Below are 19,778 nucleotides of genomic sequence, written 5' to 3'. Positions count from 1 at the left end.
TTCAGGAGGCGGCAAAGCTGGCCTTGTAAGCAAAAAGCGTCCCGAAAGGCGCCTCTCAATAGCTTGATTCCCTTGAGAGAACTTGGAGCGGATGAAGCGATTCGAACGCTCGACCCCAACCTTGGAAACGTCTATTTCTGCCAACGCCGCCTTATCCGAATCTTCGCTGCCAATCCGAGATGATCAAGACCAGAAATGATGCAGGTTCTTCTGGACCAGCGTGGCAGCTGAGCTGACGCAGCTTCCTGGCTTCTGCATATGGACCCTCTTGGGTAATTGATAATTGCGCCGTCATGCTCCAAAACAGGTCGGCAGACCCGCGAGGATGGTTTCGTGCGGGGTCGTCCACGGTCCTCAGGCGAGAATTCCAAAAGACGTTCAACAATGACCCAGCACGTACAAAATGCTCGAATTCTCATGTACAGCCACGACACGTTCGGGCTCGGCCACTTGCAGCGCTGCCGGACGATCGCGCATTCGCTGGTCGAGGATTTCCGCGGACTTCAGGTGCTTATCATTTCGGGTGCGACTATCGCTGGCGCCTTCGACTACCGCGCCCGTGTCGACTTCGTGAAGATCCCCAGCGTCATCAAGTTGCGCAACGGCGAATACACCTCGCTGGAAAAGGATATCGATCTGCATGAGACGCTAAGGATGCGCCAGTCGATCATCCGCCACACAGCCGAGACCTTCCGGCCGGATATCTTCATCGTCGACAAGGAACCGCTTGGCCTGCGCGGTGAGATCGAGGACACGCTGTCCTACCTTAAGACGCGGGGCACCACGCTCGTGCTCGGCCTGCGCGAGGTGATGGACGCGCCGCATCTGCTCGAAGCAGAGTGGGCACACAGGGATGTGATGCGCAAGATAGGCCTGTTCTACGACAAGGTCTGGGTCTATGGTCCGCCGGATTTCTACGATCCGCTGATCGGTTTGGACGTGCCGCCGGCTGTCAGGGCAAAGATGAAGTTCGTCGGTTTCCTGCAACGGAGCCTGCAGAAGAACGAGTTGCCCGGCCACCGGCCCGACGGCGATTATATCCTCGTTACCACCGGTGGCGGCGGTGACGGCGGCGACCTGATCCACAGTGTCATCGATGCCTATCAGCAGGATCCGCAATTGCAGCATAGGGCGCTGATCGTGCTTGGGCCTTACATGCCGGCGCGCAAGCGCAACAAGCTGCTCAAGAAGGGGGCCAAGATCCCCTATATCAAGATCATCGAGTTCGACAACCGCATGGAAGATCTCATTGCCGGCGCCAAGGCGGTCGTGGCGATGGGCGGTTACAACACCTATTGCGAGATACTGTCTTTCGACAAGCCGGCGCTGATCGTGCCGCGCGTCAAGCCCCGCGAGGAACAACTGATTCGAGCACGGCGCGCAGCCGAACTCGGCCTCATTGAGATGCTTTTGCCGGAAGAAGCCGAGGATTCCCAGCGGTTTGCCAATGCGCTGGAGGTGCTGCCGGCCCGGCCCGGCCCATCGCAGAGCCATCCGCATCTGACGCTGGAAGGGCTGCCTCACATTTCTGAAATCGTCTCGGAACTGCTCGACCGGCGGGGCGGCCATCACCTTTCGGTCATTGAAGGCATGATCTGAGTTGCAACATCGCAAGATCGTCGTGGTTCTGAAGGGCTATCCGCGGCTGTCGGAAACCTTCATCGCGCAGGAACTGCTCGGTCTGGAGCGTGCGGGGTTCGACCTGATACTCTTCGCGCTCAGGCGGCCGACCGACGCAAAACGCCACCCCGTGCATGACGAGATCAAAGCGCCCGTCCATTATCTGCCGGAATATCTGCATGAAGAGCCGCTGCGCGTGGTTCGCTCCCTGTTTGCTTATCTGCTTCGGCCGGGCTTCTGGCGCGCGCTCGGATCGCTGGCTATCGACCTCGGCCGCGACTTTACGCGCAATCGCGCGCGCCGCTTCGGGCAAGCGCTCGTGCTGGCGGCCGAATGGCCGGAAGACGCGGGCTGGCTGCACGCACATTTCGCGCATACACCGGCATCGGTGACGCGCTATGCCAGCCAGCTTCGTGGCCTGCCCTGGAGTTGCTCGGCCCATGCCAAGGACATCTGGACTTCGGCGGACTGGGATCTGGCTGGCAAGCTTTCCTCGGCCCGCTGGACGGTAACTTGCACGAAAACCGGCTTCGACCGCCTGAAAAAACTCGCTAACGGCAACGCGTCTGTGCATCTGAGCTATCATGGGCTGGACCTTGATCGCTTCGGCAGTTTCGGCGAGGCGCGAAAACAGCATGACGGCTCGGCGCCGGACGAACCGGTTATCATTCTGAGTGTCGGGCGCGCCGTTGAAAAGAAAGGTTACGATACGTTGCTGGAGGCCCTTGCCCTCTTGCCTGGTGATTTGGCGTGGCGTTTCGAGCATATCGGCGGCGGCGAGGAACTGGAACGGTTCAAGGCGCTGGCGCAAAAGCTCGGCTTGGATGGCCGCGTCTTTTGGAAAGGCGCGCTTGCGCAGGAGGAGGTGCTTGAGCACTACCGCTGCGCCGACATCTTCGCCCTGGCCTGCAGGATCACCGCAAATGGCGACCGGGACGGTCTGCCGAATGTTCTGGTGGAGGCGGCGAGCCAGCGGCTTGCCTGCGTGTCGACCGATATTTCCGGCGTGCCGGAGCTTCTATCGCCGGATGAAACCGGGCTGCTGGTTCCGACGGAAAACCCAATTTCCCTGGCGCAGGCGCTGGAGCGCCTGATCCGTGATCCCGTGCTGCGCGCCCGCCTCGGCGACGCCGCAGAGCGGCGCGTGCGCGGTAATTTCGATCATTTGGCAAGCATTGGACAGCTCAAGGAACTGTTCGAGCGGGAGTGGCGGGCCGCCGAATGAAGCGGCTGCGCGCTCTCTTCTATGTCCAGCACCTGCTCGGTATCGGCCATCTCGCGCGCGCCAGCCGCATCGCGGCGGCTCTGGTCGATGACGGGTTTGACGTAACCGTCGTGACCGGCGGAGCGCCGATCGCGGGGTTTCCGGGCGTGGGTGTGAAATCTGTAACCCTGCCACCTGTCACCTCCGGTGATGAAGGATTTTCCGGACTTGTCGACCTGCAGGGCAAACCCATCGACGATGATTTCAAGAGATGGCGTTCAGAGATGCTGCTGCAGGCGTTCCGGGATTGCAGGCCTGATATCGTCATTGTCGAGGCGTTTCCATTTGGACGCCGGCAGATGCGGTTCGAACTCCTGCCGCTGATCGAGGCCATCGACGCGACGTCGCCCAGACCGCTGCTGGCGACGTCGGTCCGTGATATCCTTCAGGAGCGCGTCAAGCCCGGCCGAAACGAGGAAACGGTCGATCTGATCAACAGGCATTTCGACCTTGTCATGGTCCATGGCGATCCGGCTTTCGCAACCATCGACAAGACATTTCCACTGGCTGGGGCGATCAAGGCCGAGGTCACCTACACAGGGCTCGTTGCCGCGCCGCCATCGCCCGCGGCCTCCGAGCGCTTCGACGTTCTGGTGTCGGTTGGCGGCGGGGCTGCCGGAAAGAGCCTTGTCAGCTCCACCATCGCAGCGGCGCGGAATGCCAACAAAGCTTGGAAATGGTGTTTGATCACCGGCCCAAACCTGCCGAAAAACGAGTTTGACGCGATCGCACGCGATGCCTCGCCGGTCCTGTCCATCTTCCGGTTCCGCGAGGATTTCGCCAGCCTGCTGACCGGCGCCCGCCTGTCGGTCTCGCAGGCGGGTTACAACACGGTCTGCGATGTCCTGCGCGCGGGTTGTCGCTCTCTGCTCGTTCCATTTGCAGCCGGCGGGGAAACCGAACAGACGGTTCGCACCCTGAGGCTCGAAGAACTCGGTCTTGCAACGGTGCTGATGGAGAAGGACCTAACGCCTGAAGGTTTGGCGCAAGCCATCCAACAGGCGCTTGCGGGACCGACGCCAGCCGCGCATCGTCTCGATCTGGAGGGCGCGCATCGCTCGGCGCAAATTCTGCGCCAGCGGTATGGAACATGGTCCCTAAAAGTGGGGCCCGGTTTCGGAGAAGTTCATGATCAAAACAGACGATAGATGCTAACGCGCGTCGCGTCTGGCGAGGTTCGTGCGACGCGCTTCAACTCCTCGTTTATGCATGTCGTTGTCCCAAACCGCGCGAAATGCGTCAAACAGTTCCAATCAGCATAAAGCGCGTATATTTTTTTGTCGGCAGTTCGCCGGAGAACCCCACCTCCCGTAACGCCGCCATTGCTTCGAAGGCTGCAAGCGAAGCCACGCAGTTGATGTGCGTCGGCTCGCTGAAATAATCGTTCGATTGCAGCAGTACAGTCGTGCCCCGCGGAAGCAGAGCAAGCCAGGCGCGCAGATCGGCTATGTGTTCGCAGCTCGTATTGACCATCAGGTCGGGCCGCCCGGCCGCATAGTCGAGTGCGTACATATCTGCCGTCAGCGCCCGGAACCGGTCGCCGGCTTCCCGGTTGAGGGTCCGGGCGACCGGCGCGACTTCGGGATTGATGTCGATGCTATCGACTGCCGCGATGTCGAAGCGGGCGTCGTTGAAAAGCATAGCCGGCAATACGCCGTACCATCCACCCAGAACCCATATGCGCCCGAACCGGCCGCCGCAGCTTTCGAACAGCCTGTCGAGCGCCCACATCTTGCAGGCGACCTGCTTGTGGTTGAAGGCGTTGGCGATATCGGCGTTCGGATGCCTGGTGATGACGCGCGCCAGCCCTGCCACCAGGGGGCACTTGACATAGGCAGCAATTCCCCGCGTCAGGTCAAAGGCTTGCTCGTGCCAGTCCATGCCGGCATTGCGTGGTTGCGTGACATCCATCATATTCGTCTTGTAGGTTGGGATTTCGGGCGACACAACGCAATCTTGCCTCCCGGAAGGCTGTTGATTCGCGGACGTGATTATGCTGCAAGCCGCTTCGCCATTGCCCGGTGCCGGAGAGAGCCTGTTGCATCTGTCCGTACCATCGGCGTCCATTCGCCAGCACCAGCCGCTCAGCTGCGGCTTCGTGCTGCTCTTCTATTCGCCGAAACCCTACCGAAGCCGCGAACCGTTTGGCCAGCCGCCTTCTTCGATGATCAGCAATGCCCATGTCGTTGTCATCGACCATGCGCCGGAACTGGATCGCGCCGCGTCGCAGGTTCCTTCCATCGTTGAGCGCAGGACAATTTCCGTGCGCTGCAGCTTCGAGCTTGTTCTTGGTGACGAAGAAATTGCCGACACGCCATTCGCCGGCAGGTGCTTTTACATCCTGCATCGTTCCAACTGAAGGGTCCACAGCCGCATATGGAACCCAGCCTAGCCCGCTATATCTGGACGCACACCAAGAAGCAGCAGCTCTGGATATTGATGATCGTCGTGCTTTCGATGATCCCGTATTTCATGTCCTTCGACCTGCCGAAGCTGATCATCAACGGCCCGATCCAAGGTAGCGGGTTCGAGCAACCGGGCGCGACCCAGCCATTTATGAGGCTGCACTATAACCTGCCGTTCATCGGAGAGGTCCAGTTCTTCTCCGGTTTTCAGCTCGACCGCGTGGCGACGCTGTTTGCGCTGAGCCTTGTGTTCCTCTTGCTGGTCGTCATCAACGGCCTGTTCAAATTCTATATCAACACCTACAAGGGCCGCCTCGGCGAACGCATGCTGCGGCGTATCCGCTTCGATCTGGTCGATCGTGTGCTGCGGTTTCCGCCGTTTTACTTCAAGCGGGTGAAATCCGCCGAAGTGGCGACCATGGTGAAGGACGAGGTGGAGCCGCTGGGCGGCTTCATCGGCGATGCCTTCGTGCAGCCGGTGCTGCTCGGCGGCCAGGCGCTGACGGCCATGCTGTTCATCGTGGTCCAGAATTTCTGGCTCGGAATGATCGCGGCCGGGATCGTGGCGGTCCAGATCGTGCTCATCCCGCGAATGCGGCGGCGGCTGATCGTGCTCGGGCGCGAACGGCAGTTGACGGCGCGCGCGCTTTCGGGCCGGGTTGGCGAAATCGTCGACGGCATCGGCGCGGTACACGTCCACGACACATCAAACTACGAGCGCGCCGACATAGCTGCCCGGCTCGGGCTCATCTTCAAGATCCGCTTCGATCTTTACCAATGGAAATTCATGGTGAAGTTTCTGAACAATTTTCTCGCGCAGCTCACGCCCTTTCTGTTTTACATGATCGGCGGATATCTGGTCATCCAGGGGCGGCTGGACGTCGGTCAGCTCGTGGCCGTGATCGGCGCCTACAAGGACCTGCCCGGACCGATGAAGGAACTGATCGACTGGGATCAGGCGCGGCAGGATGTCCAGGTCAAGTATCAGCAGGTCGTTGAACAATTCACCGTCGATCGGCTCATTGCGCCGAGGATCGGGGCATTGACGATCGACGATCCCGATCCGATGACCAAGCCCCTGTCGGCGATCGGTCTGTCGATAGCAGATGATGGCGGTGCAATGCTCCTCGACCGTGTCTCCCTCAAGATCAAGCCGGGTGAGACGGTGGCGCTGCTCAGTACCGCAACAGGTGGAGCCGAGGCGCTTGCAGAAGCCTTCGCAAGGCTGAACTGGCCGGACAGCGGAAGGGTCGCTTCGGGCGCCGACGACTTGCTTGAACTCCCCGAAGCAGTGACCGGCCGGCGCATGTCCTATGCCTCATCGGATGTTTTCCTGTTCCAGGCAAGCCTACGCGATAACCTGCTCTACGGGCTGAAGCATGCGCCGCTGACATCGGTGCCTTATGACGATGCTGCGGCAGACCAGCACCGCTGGAACATGCATGAGGCGCGCCTGTCGGGCAATCCGGATCTTGATATCCACAGCGACTGGATCAACTATGTTTCCGCCGGCGCTACCGGCCCGCACGACCTCTTTGAAGCCGTGCGCCGGGTACTCGACGCGGTTGTTCTATCGCGCGATATCCTGGATCTTGGCTTGCGCTCTTCGGCCGATCTCACGCGTCACAGCGAGCTTGCCCGGCGGATCGTCGAACTGCGTGCGGCGCTGCGAGCCCGGCTGGAACACGAAGGGCTGAGCGGACTGGTGGTTCCTTTCGAACCGGGCGCCTACAACAAGGAAGCAACGATCGGCCAAAACCTGCTCTTCGGCGCTGCCGCCGGCCCCGAACTGGCCGACAGGGCTCTGGCGGCCAATCCCTATTTTGCTTCTGTTCTGAGGCAAGCCGGCCTCGACCGCACGCTCTACGAAATGGGCATGGAGATCGCCGAACAGGCGATCGAGCTGTTTGCCGACCTGCCGCCCGATCACCCGTTCTTCCAGCAACTTGCCTTCATGAGCGCCGAGGAGATACCCACCTACGAAACCTTGCTGCAACGGCTCAAGAACCGTCCCCACGAGGCGGTTTCGGAGAGCGACCGCGCCATGATCGTCACCTTGAGCTTTGCCTATATCGAGCCCCGGCACCGCTTCGGCCTGCTGAGCGACGAACTGATGAGCAAGATCGTCGCTGCACGCAACCTGTTCTATGAAAACCTGCCGCCCGAGCTGCAGAATGCCATCGAACGGTATGATCCCGCCAAATACATTGCCGCGGCCACCGTCATGGATAATGTCCTGTTCGGGCGTGTGGGCAACAACCATCCCGACGCGCCGGATCGCATACGCTCCATCGTCTATGACATTCTTGACGAACTTGGGCTTTATGCCGAACTTCTGGATGTCGGCCTGGACTTCAACGTCGGCTCCAGCGGCAGGCGGCTGACCAGCGGGCAGCGACAGAAACTCGATGTTGCCCGGGCCCTGCTCAAGCGTCCTGATTTTCTCATTCTCAACCGGCCGCTGTCGGCGCTCGACCAGCGCATGCAGGACAAGGTGCTGCGGAACGTGCTCGAGGAAGCCAGGCGCGACGGCCATTCGCCGGCAATTGTGTGGGTCGTGACGAATCCGGCGATGGCGATAATGTTCGATCGCGTTTTCGTCTTCGATTCGGGTAAATTGGTGGAAGACGGAACACCCGAGACACTTTTGGCAGGGAACGGTACATTCAAGGGACTGTTGTCATAGAGCAGCGGACATTCAGATGGGATCATTCTGCCGGTGGGAATTTACTGCAAGGTCAAGGGATTCGACGACGGGCGCAGCGAAGCCACATCCCGCCGAAACCCGAAGGGTTTGCCGCAGATTCATCCGGCTCTTCGAGTTTCCGGTTGGCGGACGCCATTGCCAGGTGGCATCGCCCGATCGCACGACATCGGGCTCGCCACCTTTCGCGCGGTTCGTCTCGCCATCCCGGAAACAGAATTCATTCCATCTGGGCGTCCATTGCTCTAGTCTGGCAAACGCGAATTTTGGGAAGGTTTGCGACAATGCTGCTCAAGGATGAAGTTGCAATGCTGCAACGCGTTCCCTTGTTCTCTGCCATCGACCCGACAAAGCTCAAGCTGCTTGCGTTCACATCCGATCGTGTGAGCTACAGCGCCGGCCAGATCCTATTCCGGCAGGGCGACGAGGGAGACGCCGCCTATGTCATCCTTTCAGGCAGGGCGGATATTCTGGTCGATTCCGACAGCGGACCGATAAAAGTTGCCGAACTGGAGCCAAATTCGATTGTTGGCGAGATCGCCATATTGTGCAACAGCTCTCGCACCGCCACCGTCAGAGCGGCAAGTCCGCTGGAAGTCTTGAGGATCCGCAAGGATCATTTCCTGAGGCTTATGAGGGAGTTCCCGGAAATGACCATCGAGATATTGCGGGTTCTTGCCGATCGCCTAAGCCATACGACCGCGGATCTGATCGACGCACGAAGCACCAAATAACGGATGACGTGCGCTCGATCCTCGCCGTCGCGATGGCACTGGCCTCTTGCTGAGAAGGTTACCCCGGAGAAAACCTGTCTCGCCTAGCAGCAGTTGTTTGGCTACGATGGGCGACGGGGACTGGGAAGGGGTAGCATGGACTACGAAGTTTTCCTGGTCAGGTTTTGGGGCGTGCGCGGCAGCACTCCGGTATCAGGGCCAGAATTCTCTCGCTATGGCGGCAACACGAGCTGCATTGAGATGCGATGCGGCAAGCATACGCTTCTATTCGACGCGGGCTCTGGCCTACGGCCTGCCGGCGCCGCACTTCGGGCGTCAGGCGTGACCGATTTCGACCTGTTTTTCACCCATTGCCATTACGATCACATCATCGGGCTGCCGTTTTTTGCGCCGATCTATGACCGGAGCGTCAAGCTTACGCTTTGGTCCGGGCATCTTGCAGGACGCATGACGACCCGGCAGATGGTCGATGAGTTCATGCGGCCGCCGTGGTTTCCGGTGAAACTGGAGATCTGCAAGGCAAGCCTCGACTGCCGCGATTTCGTATCCGGAGACGTGCTTCGCCCGCGCGATGGGGTGGTGGTCCGAACCGGCAGTCTTATCCATCCGGGCGGCTGCATAGGCTACCGGGTCGAATGGGGCGGCCGGGTCGTGGCGGTGATCACAGACACTGAGCACGAGCCGGACAAACTCGATCAGGCGGTGCTCGCCCTGATCGAAGATGCCGACCTCGTCATTTACGATTGCACCTACACCGACCAGGAAATGAAACGCCGCCGCGGTAACGGGCATTCGACGTGGCAACAGGGCGTCAAGCTCTGTGAGGCGGCCGGTGCGCGGCGGCTTGCGCTGTTTCACCACGATCCGACACGCACCGACGAGCAACTGGACGAGATCGAGCAACTGGCCAAAGACAGGTTTGCCGGCGCTTTTGCCGCTCGGGATGGCCAGACGCTCCAATTTCCGGGCTCGTTGCACAAAAAGCGCTGAGCTATTTTCCTCTACTGGCGCTGCGCCCGATCAATGTCCCGATCGGAAGCCATGCGCACGCTTCAGTCTGTGCGGTGACTGTGAACAGCCGTTCGAGGAACAGCCAGGCCGATTCATCATGTACGAGATGGTGGGTGAGCAGGCCGACCGGTTCGCCGCCGCCGAGTGCACGCTGCAATTGCGCGATGATAGCCTGAACCAATAGGCCATGATCTCGGCAGCCGCGCGTGCCATGCCAATCCATGATGTCGACATTGCTGTTGATGACCGCCAGTGGAGCCGGCTTCGGCGGCCCATAGACCGACAATGCCGCAAATCCTATCGATCCAAGGTTGGGTACCAAGCCGGCGTCGATCCTGTTCCAGGGTGGCACCAGCATCGGAACGGCACGTGAGCCGTGCAGGCCGGTTATATGCGACAGCCCGCGAGCCAGATCATCGAGCACCGCCTCGCGTGGCCGATGCGCGCCGAGCTCCTGCTTTTTCTGGTTCTCGGGCGCATGATTTCGGTGCGCCCAGCCATGGATGGCGACCGCGGCATGCGGCGCCTCGTCGAGCCGGACGACAAGCTTCTCATCAGTCAGGGCCGGAATGACGGCCAGAGTGACCGGAACTGCGAATTCACCGGTGAGGTCGAGCAGCCGATCAAGCGCAGGCGTCGGATCCACGGCGTCATCGTCGCGGAGCCAGAACTCTGCCTTACGGTCCGCCCGTTGCCGGCACGCCAGTTCTTCCACCAAGGGCTGCCAGATCCGATCGGATGTCATGAAACCGGGATCTTCGCAAGAAGTTCGGCCAGACGCCCCGCTGCAACACCGAGGGAGCGTTCTTCGAGGATGAAACGTCTGGCTTCCGCGGCCATGATGGTTCTTTCGTCGTTACGGGTGAGAAGCCTTTCAATGGCAGAAGCGAACGCCGCCACATCGCCCGGCGGGGTGAGAAACCCGGTCTGGCCATCCCGCACGACCTCCGGCACGCCGGCGATGTCCTGAGCCACCACCGGAAGGCCGGCGGCCTGTGCTTCAAGATAGGCAACGCCATAGGCCTCGCCGTAACCCGGCCAGACGTAAATTCCCCCACTGTAGAGGACATCCGGCACGGCGGCCGGCTCAATCGCGCCAAGCCATACGATACGGTCGGCGGGCAAGCCGGCGAATTGCGCTTTGACCTCGTCACGGGCAGGCCCATCCCCGACGACGGACATGGTCCAGGGCAGGTGGCCGATCGGACCGAGCGCCTGCGCCAGCATGCGATAGCTTTCGACTTTGTCGCCCGGGCGCATCATGGCGACGGTAACGAGGCGCGTCGGACAACCCCGTGCCGGCATTTCCCAGAATGCCGATGTGTCGATGAAGGGCGAAAGCAGACCGAGAGCGGCGTCGGGAATCGCATCAGCCAGTCCCTGACGATCCCTTTGCGTGAAGCAGATGTTCAGCGCTGCCTGTTCGACGGCTCGCGCCACCAACGCCTGCGTGTCGGCCCACAAACCGGCGTTGCGCCGCCTTGAATAGGAGGCTTCCGCTGTCACACAGGGGATAGCAAAGGCCGACGCCAGTTCGGGTCCGATCAGGTCGGGCGCCTTGTAATAGGGATGATAGCAGAACCAGAGATCGGGCTTGCCGTCACGATCCCAAAGCTTTGTCAGCCGCGCGGCTTCCTCTCGGGCTTCGATCTTGAGCGCATCGAAACTTTTCGGAACCGGTTCGCGTAGATAGAAGCGCAATTCGGATGCCAGTTCGACGCTATGCCCTGCATGCTCCAGCGCCTTGACCAGCGTCCGTGCCATCTGGCGGTCGCCGGAGGCAACGGGATGATTGGGCGACTTCAGCGGCGCGTAGAAGGCAATTCGCATCGTCGGACCCTATCATCGGAAAGCCTGCGCAAGTCAATTTCGAAGCATGATCGACTCACTTTCAAGCAGTGGAATGTGGTATCTGATGCTCATGGAAACAGCTGCAGCGTCCGATCCGTTTGTCGCTTCTTTGCCGGTCTTCGCAAGGTTCGAAAGCGTTGCCGATATCGATAACTATCGGCCTCTCCCGGATGGCTGGGCGCTGGCCACCGCCGACATCGTCGGCTCGACCAAGGCGATCGACGCTGGGCGCTATAAAACCGTCAATATGGCCGGCGCCAGCGTTATCTCGGCGCTGCTCAATGCGCTGGGTCGGCGAGATATTCCCTTTGTCTTCGGCGGCGACGGCGCGCTCGTGGCGTTTCCCGGCTCGGCACTGGAGATCACCCGCAACGCGCTGGCCGCTGTCCAGAGATGGGTGGCGGACGAACTGGACCTGACCTTGCGTGCCGCAATCGTGCCGATAGAGGATATAAGAGCGCAAGGCCTCGACGTTCGCGTGGCGAGGTTCCGGGCCTCCGAAGCGGTCTTCTATGCCATGTTTGCGGGCGGTGGCGGCAGTTGGGCGGAAGCCGAGATGAAAGCGGGGCGCTACCGCATCGATCCTGCGCCAGCCGGCACACGGCCGGATCTTACCGGCCTCTCCTGCCGCTGGAACCCGATCGACGCCCGGCACGGCGAAATCGTCTCGATCATAGCCATCCCGGGGCCGTCGCGCGACTTGCGCGGTTTTCAGTCTTTGGCTTCCGACATCATCGCCCTTGCCGGGGGGCAGGAACGCGATGGCCACCCGTTGCCGGTGAACGGTCCGGCCTACAGTTTTTCGCCCGCCGGCCTCGATATCGAGGCGCGGGCCATGGCGCCGGCAGGATGGCGGTGGCTGTCGAAGCTGTGGATATTGTTCCAGCTGACGCTTACGGCTGTCACCGATAGATATGGCTGGACGATCGGCAGCTTCGATCCGAAGATCTACAAACGCGACGTGGCCAGCAATTCGGATTTCCGGAAGTTCGACGACGGCTTGAAGATGACTATCGACGTTGACGCGGACGTGTTGCAACGGATCGAGAACCGGCTGAAACAGGCGGAAGAGGCGGGCATCTGCAACTATGGCCTGCACCGCCAGAAATCGGCCTTGATGACATGCCTCGTCGCCTCGCCACTGCAACGCGATCACGTTCATTTCATCGATGGCGCCGCCGGCGGCTATGCGATGGCCGCCGCAAGCCTGAAGGCGAAGGTGCCGGTCTGACGACAGCTTGCGGAAATCGATTTTCCGCAATATGCCTCGGGGTTCTTGGGGAACCAGGTGAGCCTCGCCATGGGCGCGGACGGCCTGTCCGAATTGACGGAAAGCAGATTTTTGGACGCCTCACGATCGACATATGACCGTCTTCTGAACCTGATTTCGACGCGCGCCGCGCAAGTCGGCGTGATCGGGCTGGGCTATGTCGGGTTGCCGCTGGCAGTTGCGATCGCACGCGCCGGCTTCCCGGTTTCCGGCTTCGACATCGAAGCCCAGAAGGTCGAGAGCCTGAACAACGGCCAATCCTACATTGAGGCGGTGACGTCGACAGCCCTTGCCGACCAGGTGGCGAGCGGACAGTTCCGCGGCACTGCGGATTTTGCCGAACTGGACGTCTGCGATGTCATCATCATCTGCGTTCCGACACCGCTGACGAAAAACCGTGAGCCGGACCTCTCCTTTGTCAGGAACACGGCAGGCACCGTAGCGAAGCATCTGCGTCTCGGCCAGCTGATCGTGCTGGAATCGACCACCTATCCCGGCACCACCGACGACGTGATCAAGCCGATACTGGAAGAGACCGGCTTGCAGTCGAAGATAGAGTTCTTCCTCGGTTTCTCGCCCGAACGCGAGGATCCCGGCAACCGCAGCTTTGAAGTCGCGACAATCCCCAAGGTCGTGGCAGGCGACGGCATTGAAGCGGCGATACTCGTGCAGGCTTTCTACCAGGGCGTGGTCAAGACCGTCGTTCCAGTTTCCACCACGGCGACCGCCGAGGCGGTCAAGCTGACGGAAAACATCTTCCGCTCGGTCAACATAGCCCTGGTCAACGAGTTGAAGGTCGTGCTCGGTGCGATGGGTATCGACATCTGGGAGGTGATCGAGGCGGCAAAGAGCAAGCCCTTCGGCTACATGCCTTTTTATCCTGGCCCCGGACTCGGCGGGCACTGCGTTCCGATCGATCCCTTCTACCTGACGTGGAAGGCGCGCGAATACGAAATGCCGACCCGCTTCATCGAGCTGGCGGCAGAGATCAACACGGCCATGCCGCGTCATGTGGTCGATGAACTGGCGAAGGCGCTGGACCAGCGCTGCGGCAAGGCGCTCAGCCGCTCGCGCATTCTCATCATCGGGCTCGCCTACAAGAAGAATGTGCCCGACATCCGCGAAAGCCCCTCGTTGCGGCTCATTGAACTCATCGAGGAATGGGGCGGCAAGGCGGAATTCCACGATCCGCATGTTACCGAGATCCCGACCACACGGGAGCATATGACGATCAAGGGGCGGCGCTCGGTCGAATTGACCGAGGCGGCATTGAAGGATTTCGATGCTGTCGTCATTGCAACCGACCACGACGCGATCGACTATCAGGCGATCGCTGATCACGCTCTTCTGATCATCGACACACGCAATGTTTTTGGCCGCCTCGGGCTGGCCCGAGAGACGGTGGTGAAGGCCTGACCGCGTCTGAGCCGGCGAGTTTTTTTGCCTGATGTCAGGATCGTGATTGCACTCCCCCGGCAGCCTCGCCACATAATGCCCCTCGCCGGCTTTTGCCCAAAGCCGGCTTCATTGACTTCGAGGGTCTTATCCCTGGGGTCGTTAGCGGACCGTGTTGGGGCGGATCAAAGGAGAATGGCTCGTCTTCGACGGGTCTCAAGACAGCATGAGCACAGCGCAAGCAGAAATTTCCAGCATTCTCATGGATAAGGTTGCCGATTGGCTCACCCGATCGGCGCTGGCGGGCGACGCCCTGGAAACATTGGTAAAGGGTTTTTGTGAACGGCTGGCTGCTGCCGGCCTGCCGCTGAAGCGGGTGCATTTGAGCTTTTCGATGCTTCATCCGCTTTATGACGCGCTTGGCTTCACCTGGATTCGCGGCCAGGGCATGGAAGTGGAAGGCTTCCGCAAAGAGGACGGCGCTCATTCCGACAGATTCCTGACCAGCCCATACTACCATCTGCTCAGCAACAAGCTCGACCATCTGCGGCGCCGGCTCGACCCGTCGGTACCGTCGGAATTTCCTGTTTTCGATGACCTCAGGCTTATGGGCGTGACCGACTACATGGCATTCGTGCATCCCTTCAACGGCAATACCAGTCAGGGCATGCTCGGGTCCTGGTCGACCGACAGCGCTGCAGGCTTCAGCGACAGCATGATTTCAGCGCTGCTGCGCATCCAGAACCATCTCGCTATCGCAACGAAGATGGCGGTGCTCACCAAGCTGGCCGACAACATGATGACCACGTATCTCGGCGGCGACGCAGGCAGGCGCGTGCTGGACGGCCAGATCAAGCGCGGCGAGGGCGACACAATCCGGGCCGCACTGGTCATGGCCGATATGCGCGGCTCGACAAGGCTTGCCGAAACTTCCGGCCGCGAAATCTACATCGATACGCTGAACCAGTTCTTCGATGCCATTGCTGCACCTTTCAATCGCAGAGGCGGGCAGATCATGAGTTTCCTGGGGGATGGCTTCATTGCCGTCTTCCCTTGCGAAAGGCACCGCTCGCAGTCCGAGATCGCCTGCCAGGCTGCTCTTGCGGCAGCGCACAAGGCCACGGCGCGCATGAAAGATCTCAATCTGCGCAGAAAGGAGCAGGGATTGGGCGACATAAACTTTGGCATCGGCCTGCATGTCGGCAATGTGATGTTCGGCAATGTCGGGCTTACGGACCGGCTCACATTCTCTGTCTTCGGCTCGGCTGTAAATGAGGTCCAGCGCCTCCAGACCCTGACCAAGAAATATCCGCACAGCGTTCTCGCCAGCAAAGACTTCGCCAGCTATTGCGGCGCCAACAGCTGGCTGACGCTCGGCAACGAGGAACTGGCGGGCGTCAAACAGAAGCTGACGGTGCTTTCACCCGATCTGTCGGGTGCTCTCGCACTCGATGAAGACGGTGCGCTGGAGCCGATTCACGACCGAATATCCGACGCCGAGCAGGTCATGCTGCTTCATCGCGATGCAGCGCGGCTGTCGGCGGCCGACCGGAGGAAGCTCCAGTAACCGCCACGATCTGATCCGAACGCCTTTGGTGCGCAGTCCGGTCGCCGGTTCCGCCAGGGAACTGGCGACCGATTTCGAATCCAAGTTGCTCTGCGCTGCCAATGCGTTAGTCTCGCTTTCTGGGCCCGCCGCCGGGCGGGCTGCCAGAGTGGGGCTGGTGTGAGAATGAATTCGGGTGTTGATCTGCTGCGGATCGAGGATGTTGGCATCTCTTTTGCCATTATCGGCGGACCGTTGCATGCCGTCAGACGTGCAAATCTTCGCGTCTTGCCCGGCAAGGTCACTGCGCTTGTAGGCGAGTCCGGTTCCGGAAAATCGGTTCTCAGCCAGGCAGTGATGGGCATTTTGCCGAACACAGCCCATGTTCGCGGCCGTATCCTGTTTTCCGATCCTGAAAAGCCCGGCACGACGCAGGATATCCTGCAGATGCCGCGTGACGGACCCGAAATCCGGGCGTTGAGAGGCAGCCGCATCGGCAAGATCTTTCAGGAGCCGATGACATCACTGTCGCCGCTGCACACGGTCGGCAATCAGGTCAGCGAATCCCTGCAGATTCATACGCCCATGGCGCGGGCGGAGCGCAAGGCGCGGGCCGAGGAAATGCTCGACCTTGTCGGCTTTCCCAACCCCAAGCGCGCCTATGACATGTATCCGTTTGAACTTTCGGGAGGATTGCGTCAACGCGCCATGATCGCCATGGCGCTTATCTGCCGGCCCGCCCTGTTGATCGCCGACGAGCCGACAACGGCCTTGGACGTCACCATCCAGGCGCAAATCCTGCAATTGCTGCGCGGGCTTCAGGCCAAGCTGAACATGGCGATGCTGCTGATCACGCACGACCTTGGCGTGGTCGCCAATGTCGCCGACGAGGTGGTGGTCATGTACCATGGCGAGATCATGGAAGCGGGACCTGTCGAGGCGATATTCCGCCGGCCAGGCCACCCTTACCTGAAGGGCCTGATGGCAGCCGTTCCGCATTTCGACCTGAAGCCTGGCGAAAGGCTAAAGGCGCTCCGCGAGGTGCCGGTGAATGTCGGGAACTTGCTCGGCAAGCAGACGGCGCCGGCATCGAAGGGGCCGGACGACATCCTGCTGTCGGTCAGGGATCTGACAAAGACCTTCACCATCCGCAAGTCCGGATGGTTCGGCGGAGATCATCAAACCTCTGTTCGCGCCGTCGACGGCGTGAGCTTCGATATCAGGCGGGGTGAGTGTCTGGGTCTTGTCGGCGAAAGCGGCTCCGGCAAAACCACCGTCAGCAAAGTCCTCATGCGGGCTGTCACACCAAGCGGCGGCTCTGTGATCTTCAACGGCAGCGATGGTCCGATCGACGTCCTGGAAGCCGAGGGAGACGCCCTGCGCATGCTGCGCGCGAAAATCCAGATGGTCTTCCAGGACCCGGTTTCGTCGCTTTCACCTCGCATGACGGTGGAGAACATCTTGAGCGAGCCGCTGGAAATCCATCAACGTGGCAATGCCGCGTCCCGACTCGTCACGGTCAAGAGCCTGATGCAGGCAATCGGGCTCGATCCGCGCTTCATAAAGCGTTATCCGCACAGTTTCTCCGGCGGGCAGCGTCAGCGTATCGGCATCGCGCGCGCGTTGGCGCTGGGGCCTGAACTCCTGATCTGCGACGAGCCGGTTTCGGCACTCGATGTCTCCGTCCAGGCGCAGATCCTGAACCTTCTGAAGGACCTGCAGAAGGAACTGGGCCTGACCTACCTGTTCATATCCCACAACCTGGCGGTGGTGGACTACATGGCAGACCGCATCGCGGTGATGTGCGGCGGCCGTATCGTCGAGCTCGCGCCGCGCGAAATTCTGCTTAGGAAACCGGTCCACCCCTACACGCGCTCACTGGTCGCCGCAGTACCTTTCCCTGATCTCGACAGGCCGATGGACTTCAAAACGCTGAAGCTCGACGGCGCTTCCGACACCAGCGCATGGGGACCGCAATTCCGCGACGAGAGCGACAAGGATATGCTGTCGCCGCTCGACCTTGGCGGCGGCCACCTCGTGCTGGCCCGGCGTACGGCCGATGTCAGCGAGTTACGCCATTGATCAGCCGGCGCACCGTCCTTGGACTTATGGCTTCGGCATTTCTGCCGGGCACGTCGCGCGCCGGCGATCTGGAGCCGGAATTTCTTCAGCCGCAGCTGAAGGCCAAGGCGCTGCCGGCACTCGCCGAACGCTTGCCCAAGAGCCCGCGCGCGTTGAACCTCGCCGCGATGGGCCGGCAGCCCGGCCAGTATGGCGGCACGCTGCGCACGATCATCGGCAGCCAGAAAGATATCCGGATGATGACGATCTACGGGTATGCTCGCCTGGTCGGCTATGACGAAAAGCTCAACTTGCAAGCCGACATTCTCGAAAGTTTCGACGTAGCGGATGATCGCGTCTTCACTTTCAAGATTCGGGAAGGCCATAAATGGTCTGACGGTAGCCTGCTGACGCCGGAGGATTTTCGCTATTGCTGGGAAGATGTCTGGCTGAACGATGAGCTTTCGCAAGGCGGGCTTGCCCCTGCCCTGCTGGCGAACGCCAAGCCGCCACGCTTCGAGATCGTCGATCCGTCGACGGTCCGCTATAGTTGGGATGCGCCCAATCCCGACTTCCTGCCCAAGCTTGCTGCTGCTTCGCCGCTATCGCTGGTTCTGCCGGCCACCTATCTCAAGCAGTTCCACAAGAAATACCAGGATCCATTTCGGCTCGCCGGCCTGATGAAGGAGAACCGGGCCAAGAAATGGACGCTCCTGCATATCCGCATGTCGCGGCAGTATCGCCCGGAGAACCCGGAACTGCCGACGCTCGATCCATGGCGGAACCGGACCAAGCCCCCGGCCGAGCAATTCGTCTTCGAGCGCAACCCGTTCTTTCATCGAGTAGACGAGAATGGCCGGCAAATGCCCTATGTTGACCGGATTGTCATGAATGTCAGCTCGCCGGCGATCATTTCCGCCAAGACCGGTGCGGGCGAGAGCGACCTGCAAAGCATGGGAATTGACTTCACCGACTACTCCTTCCTGAAGGATGCGGAGAAGCGCTACCCGGTGAAGATGCATCTCTGGAAACGCACACAGGGTTCGCGGCTGGCGCTGCTGCCCAATCTGAATTGTGCCGACCAGGTGTGGCGTGGCCTTCTTCGTGACGTTCGCGTGCGCCGCGCCCTTTCGCTCGCTGTGGATAGGCGCGAGATCAATTTGGCCGTGTTCTACGGACTGGGGCAGGAAAGTGCCGATACGGTCCTGCCGGAGAGCCCGCTCTACCGGCCGGAATTCGCGAAAGCCTGGGTCGCCCATGATCCCGACCAGGCCAATGCCCTGCTCGACGAGGCCGGGCTTCAGACGCGTGACGATGACGGCCTGCGGATACTTCCCGACGGACGCCCAGCGCAGATCATAGTGGAGACGGCCGGCGAAAGCACGCTGGAAACCGACGCGCTCGAACTCATCACCGATCACTGGCGCAAGATCGGGATCGCCCTGTTCATCCGGACTTCGCAGCGCGATATCTTCCGCAGCCGCGCGCTTGGCGGCCAGATCATGATGTCGATGTGGTCGGGCATCGACAATGGCGTGCCGACCGCCGACATGAACCCGTACCAGTTGGCCCCAACTATGGACGACCAGCTGCAATGGCCGCTCTGGGGTGCTCACCACTTGTCTCATGGCAAGGTCGGTGAGGCGCCCGATCTTCCGCCTGTGGTCGAGCTGATGGCTTTGCTTAAACGCTGGAAGGCATCGACCGAAGCCACGGAGCGTGCGGAAATCTGGAATTCAATGCTGTCGATCTACACCGACCAGGTGTTTTCGATCGGCACCGTGAACGGAACGCATCAGCCGGTTCTGGCGTCCTCGCGGCTGCGCAATCTGCCTGACAAGGCGCTCTACGGCTACGACCCGACCGCCTATTTCGGTGTCTACATGCCGGATACATTCTGGCTTGGAGAGTCCTGAG

The 19,778-nt window shown here is 60.7% G+C and carries 15 protein-coding genes; 11 read left to right on the top strand and 4 right to left on the bottom strand.

The window, feature by feature from the left end:
* The first annotated feature begins 384 nt into the window (after window positions 1–384).
* Genes AC0L2M_RS22760 through AC0L2M_RS22750 form a run of 3 tightly spaced genes read left to right on the top strand, consistent with a single transcriptional unit; the run spans window position 385 to window position 4,032 of the window.
* Window positions 385–1,599: a glycosyltransferase family protein gene (locus AC0L2M_RS22760; protein WP_023797956.1), complete on the top strand. Its 1,215-nt coding sequence runs from the start codon at window positions 385–387 to the stop codon at window positions 1,597–1,599.
* A gap of 1 nt (window position 1,600) precedes the next feature.
* Window positions 1,601–2,845 carry a glycosyltransferase gene (locus AC0L2M_RS22755; protein WP_287240405.1) on the top strand — a complete coding sequence of 415 codons (1,245 nt, stop codon included), beginning with the start codon at window positions 1,601–1,603 and terminating at the stop codon, window positions 2,843–2,845.
* The gene (locus AC0L2M_RS22750) at window positions 2,842–4,032 is read left to right on the top strand and encodes a glycosyltransferase family protein (protein WP_473535951.1); all 1,191 of its coding nucleotides are present in this window, start codon (window positions 2,842–2,844) and stop codon (window positions 4,030–4,032) included. The genes AC0L2M_RS22755 and AC0L2M_RS22750 overlap by 4 nt, the downstream gene beginning before the upstream one ends.
* Before the next feature lie 91 nt (window positions 4,033–4,123).
* On the opposite strand, the gene AC0L2M_RS22745 is transcribed toward AC0L2M_RS22750, so the two are convergent.
* Together AC0L2M_RS22745 and AC0L2M_RS22740 are read right to left on the bottom strand one after the other, a co-directional pair.
* Window positions 4,124–4,795 (bottom strand): class I SAM-dependent methyltransferase, encoded by a 672-nt coding sequence (locus AC0L2M_RS22745; protein WP_473535949.1) that lies wholly within the window; start codon window positions 4,793–4,795, stop codon window positions 4,124–4,126.
* The gene (locus AC0L2M_RS22740; RefSeq protein WP_473535948.1) at window positions 4,740–5,231 is read right to left on the bottom strand and encodes a hypothetical protein; all 492 of its coding nucleotides are present in this window, start codon (window positions 5,229–5,231) and stop codon (window positions 4,740–4,742) included. Before AC0L2M_RS22740 ends, AC0L2M_RS22745 begins: the two co-directional genes overlap by 56 nt.
* Before the next feature lie 29 nt (window positions 5,232–5,260).
* On the opposite strand from AC0L2M_RS22740, the gene AC0L2M_RS22735 reads away from it, so the two are divergent.
* The 3 genes from AC0L2M_RS22735 to AC0L2M_RS22725 all read left to right on the top strand — a co-directional run bounded on the left by AC0L2M_RS22735 (window position 5,261) and on the right by AC0L2M_RS22725 (window position 9,717).
* Window positions 5,261–7,975, top strand: a complete 2,715-nt coding sequence (locus AC0L2M_RS22735) for an ABC transporter transmembrane domain-containing protein (protein ID WP_473535947.1) — start codon at window positions 5,261–5,263, stop codon at window positions 7,973–7,975.
* Window positions 7,976–8,277: 302 nt separating this feature from the next.
* Window positions 8,278–8,727 carry a cyclic nucleotide-binding domain-containing protein gene (locus AC0L2M_RS22730; protein WP_091594718.1) on the top strand — a complete coding sequence of 150 codons (450 nt, stop codon included), beginning with the start codon at window positions 8,278–8,280 and terminating at the stop codon, window positions 8,725–8,727.
* Window positions 8,728–8,862: 135 nt separating this feature from the next.
* Window positions 8,863–9,717: an MBL fold metallo-hydrolase gene (locus AC0L2M_RS22725; protein ID WP_473535946.1), complete on the top strand. Its 855-nt coding sequence runs from the start codon at window positions 8,863–8,865 to the stop codon at window positions 9,715–9,717.
* Window position 9,718: 1 nt separating this feature from the next.
* Here AC0L2M_RS22725 and AC0L2M_RS22720 read toward each other — a convergent pair whose 3' ends face one another.
* Together AC0L2M_RS22720 and AC0L2M_RS22715 are read right to left on the bottom strand one after the other, a co-directional pair.
* Complete coding sequence (locus tag AC0L2M_RS22720) at window positions 9,719–10,483, bottom strand: polysaccharide deacetylase family protein (RefSeq protein ID WP_128173707.1); 765 nt, start codon at window positions 10,481–10,483, stop codon at window positions 9,719–9,721.
* Window positions 10,480–11,568, bottom strand: a complete 1,089-nt coding sequence (locus AC0L2M_RS22715; protein ID WP_128173708.1) for a glycosyltransferase family 4 protein — start codon at window positions 11,566–11,568, stop codon at window positions 10,480–10,482. Before AC0L2M_RS22715 ends, AC0L2M_RS22720 begins: the two co-directional genes overlap by 4 nt.
* A 73-nt stretch (window positions 11,569–11,641) precedes the next feature.
* Between AC0L2M_RS22715 and AC0L2M_RS22710 the strand changes: the two genes are divergently transcribed.
* From AC0L2M_RS22710 to AC0L2M_RS22690, 5 genes are all read left to right on the top strand, one after another.
* Window positions 11,642–12,820, top strand: coding sequence for a DUF3095 domain-containing protein (locus tag AC0L2M_RS22710; RefSeq protein ID WP_473535945.1), 1,179 nt, complete (start codon window positions 11,642–11,644; stop codon window positions 12,818–12,820).
* Window positions 12,821–12,931: 111 nt separating this feature from the next.
* Complete coding sequence (locus tag AC0L2M_RS22705) at window positions 12,932–14,275, top strand: nucleotide sugar dehydrogenase (RefSeq protein WP_473535959.1); 1,344 nt, start codon at window positions 12,932–12,934, stop codon at window positions 14,273–14,275.
* Between the two features lie 205 nt (window positions 14,276–14,480).
* Window positions 14,481–15,821: an adenylate/guanylate cyclase domain-containing protein gene (locus AC0L2M_RS22700; protein ID WP_473535944.1), complete on the top strand. Its 1,341-nt coding sequence runs from the start codon at window positions 14,481–14,483 to the stop codon at window positions 15,819–15,821.
* Between the two features lie 165 nt (window positions 15,822–15,986).
* Complete coding sequence (locus AC0L2M_RS22695; RefSeq protein WP_023797969.1) at window positions 15,987–17,882, top strand: ABC transporter ATP-binding protein; 1,896 nt, start codon at window positions 15,987–15,989, stop codon at window positions 17,880–17,882.
* Complete coding sequence (locus AC0L2M_RS22690; protein WP_419694572.1) at window positions 17,879–19,777, top strand: ABC transporter substrate-binding protein; 1,899 nt, start codon at window positions 17,879–17,881, stop codon at window positions 19,775–19,777. The genes AC0L2M_RS22695 and AC0L2M_RS22690 overlap by 4 nt, the downstream gene beginning before the upstream one ends.
* Window position 19,778 lies beyond the last annotated feature (1 nt).

The organism is Mesorhizobium sp. WSM4806, assembly GCF_055811635.1.
The sequence above is the reverse complement of the archived record's forward strand: the minus strand, read 5'-3'. Positions and strand labels throughout refer to the sequence as shown.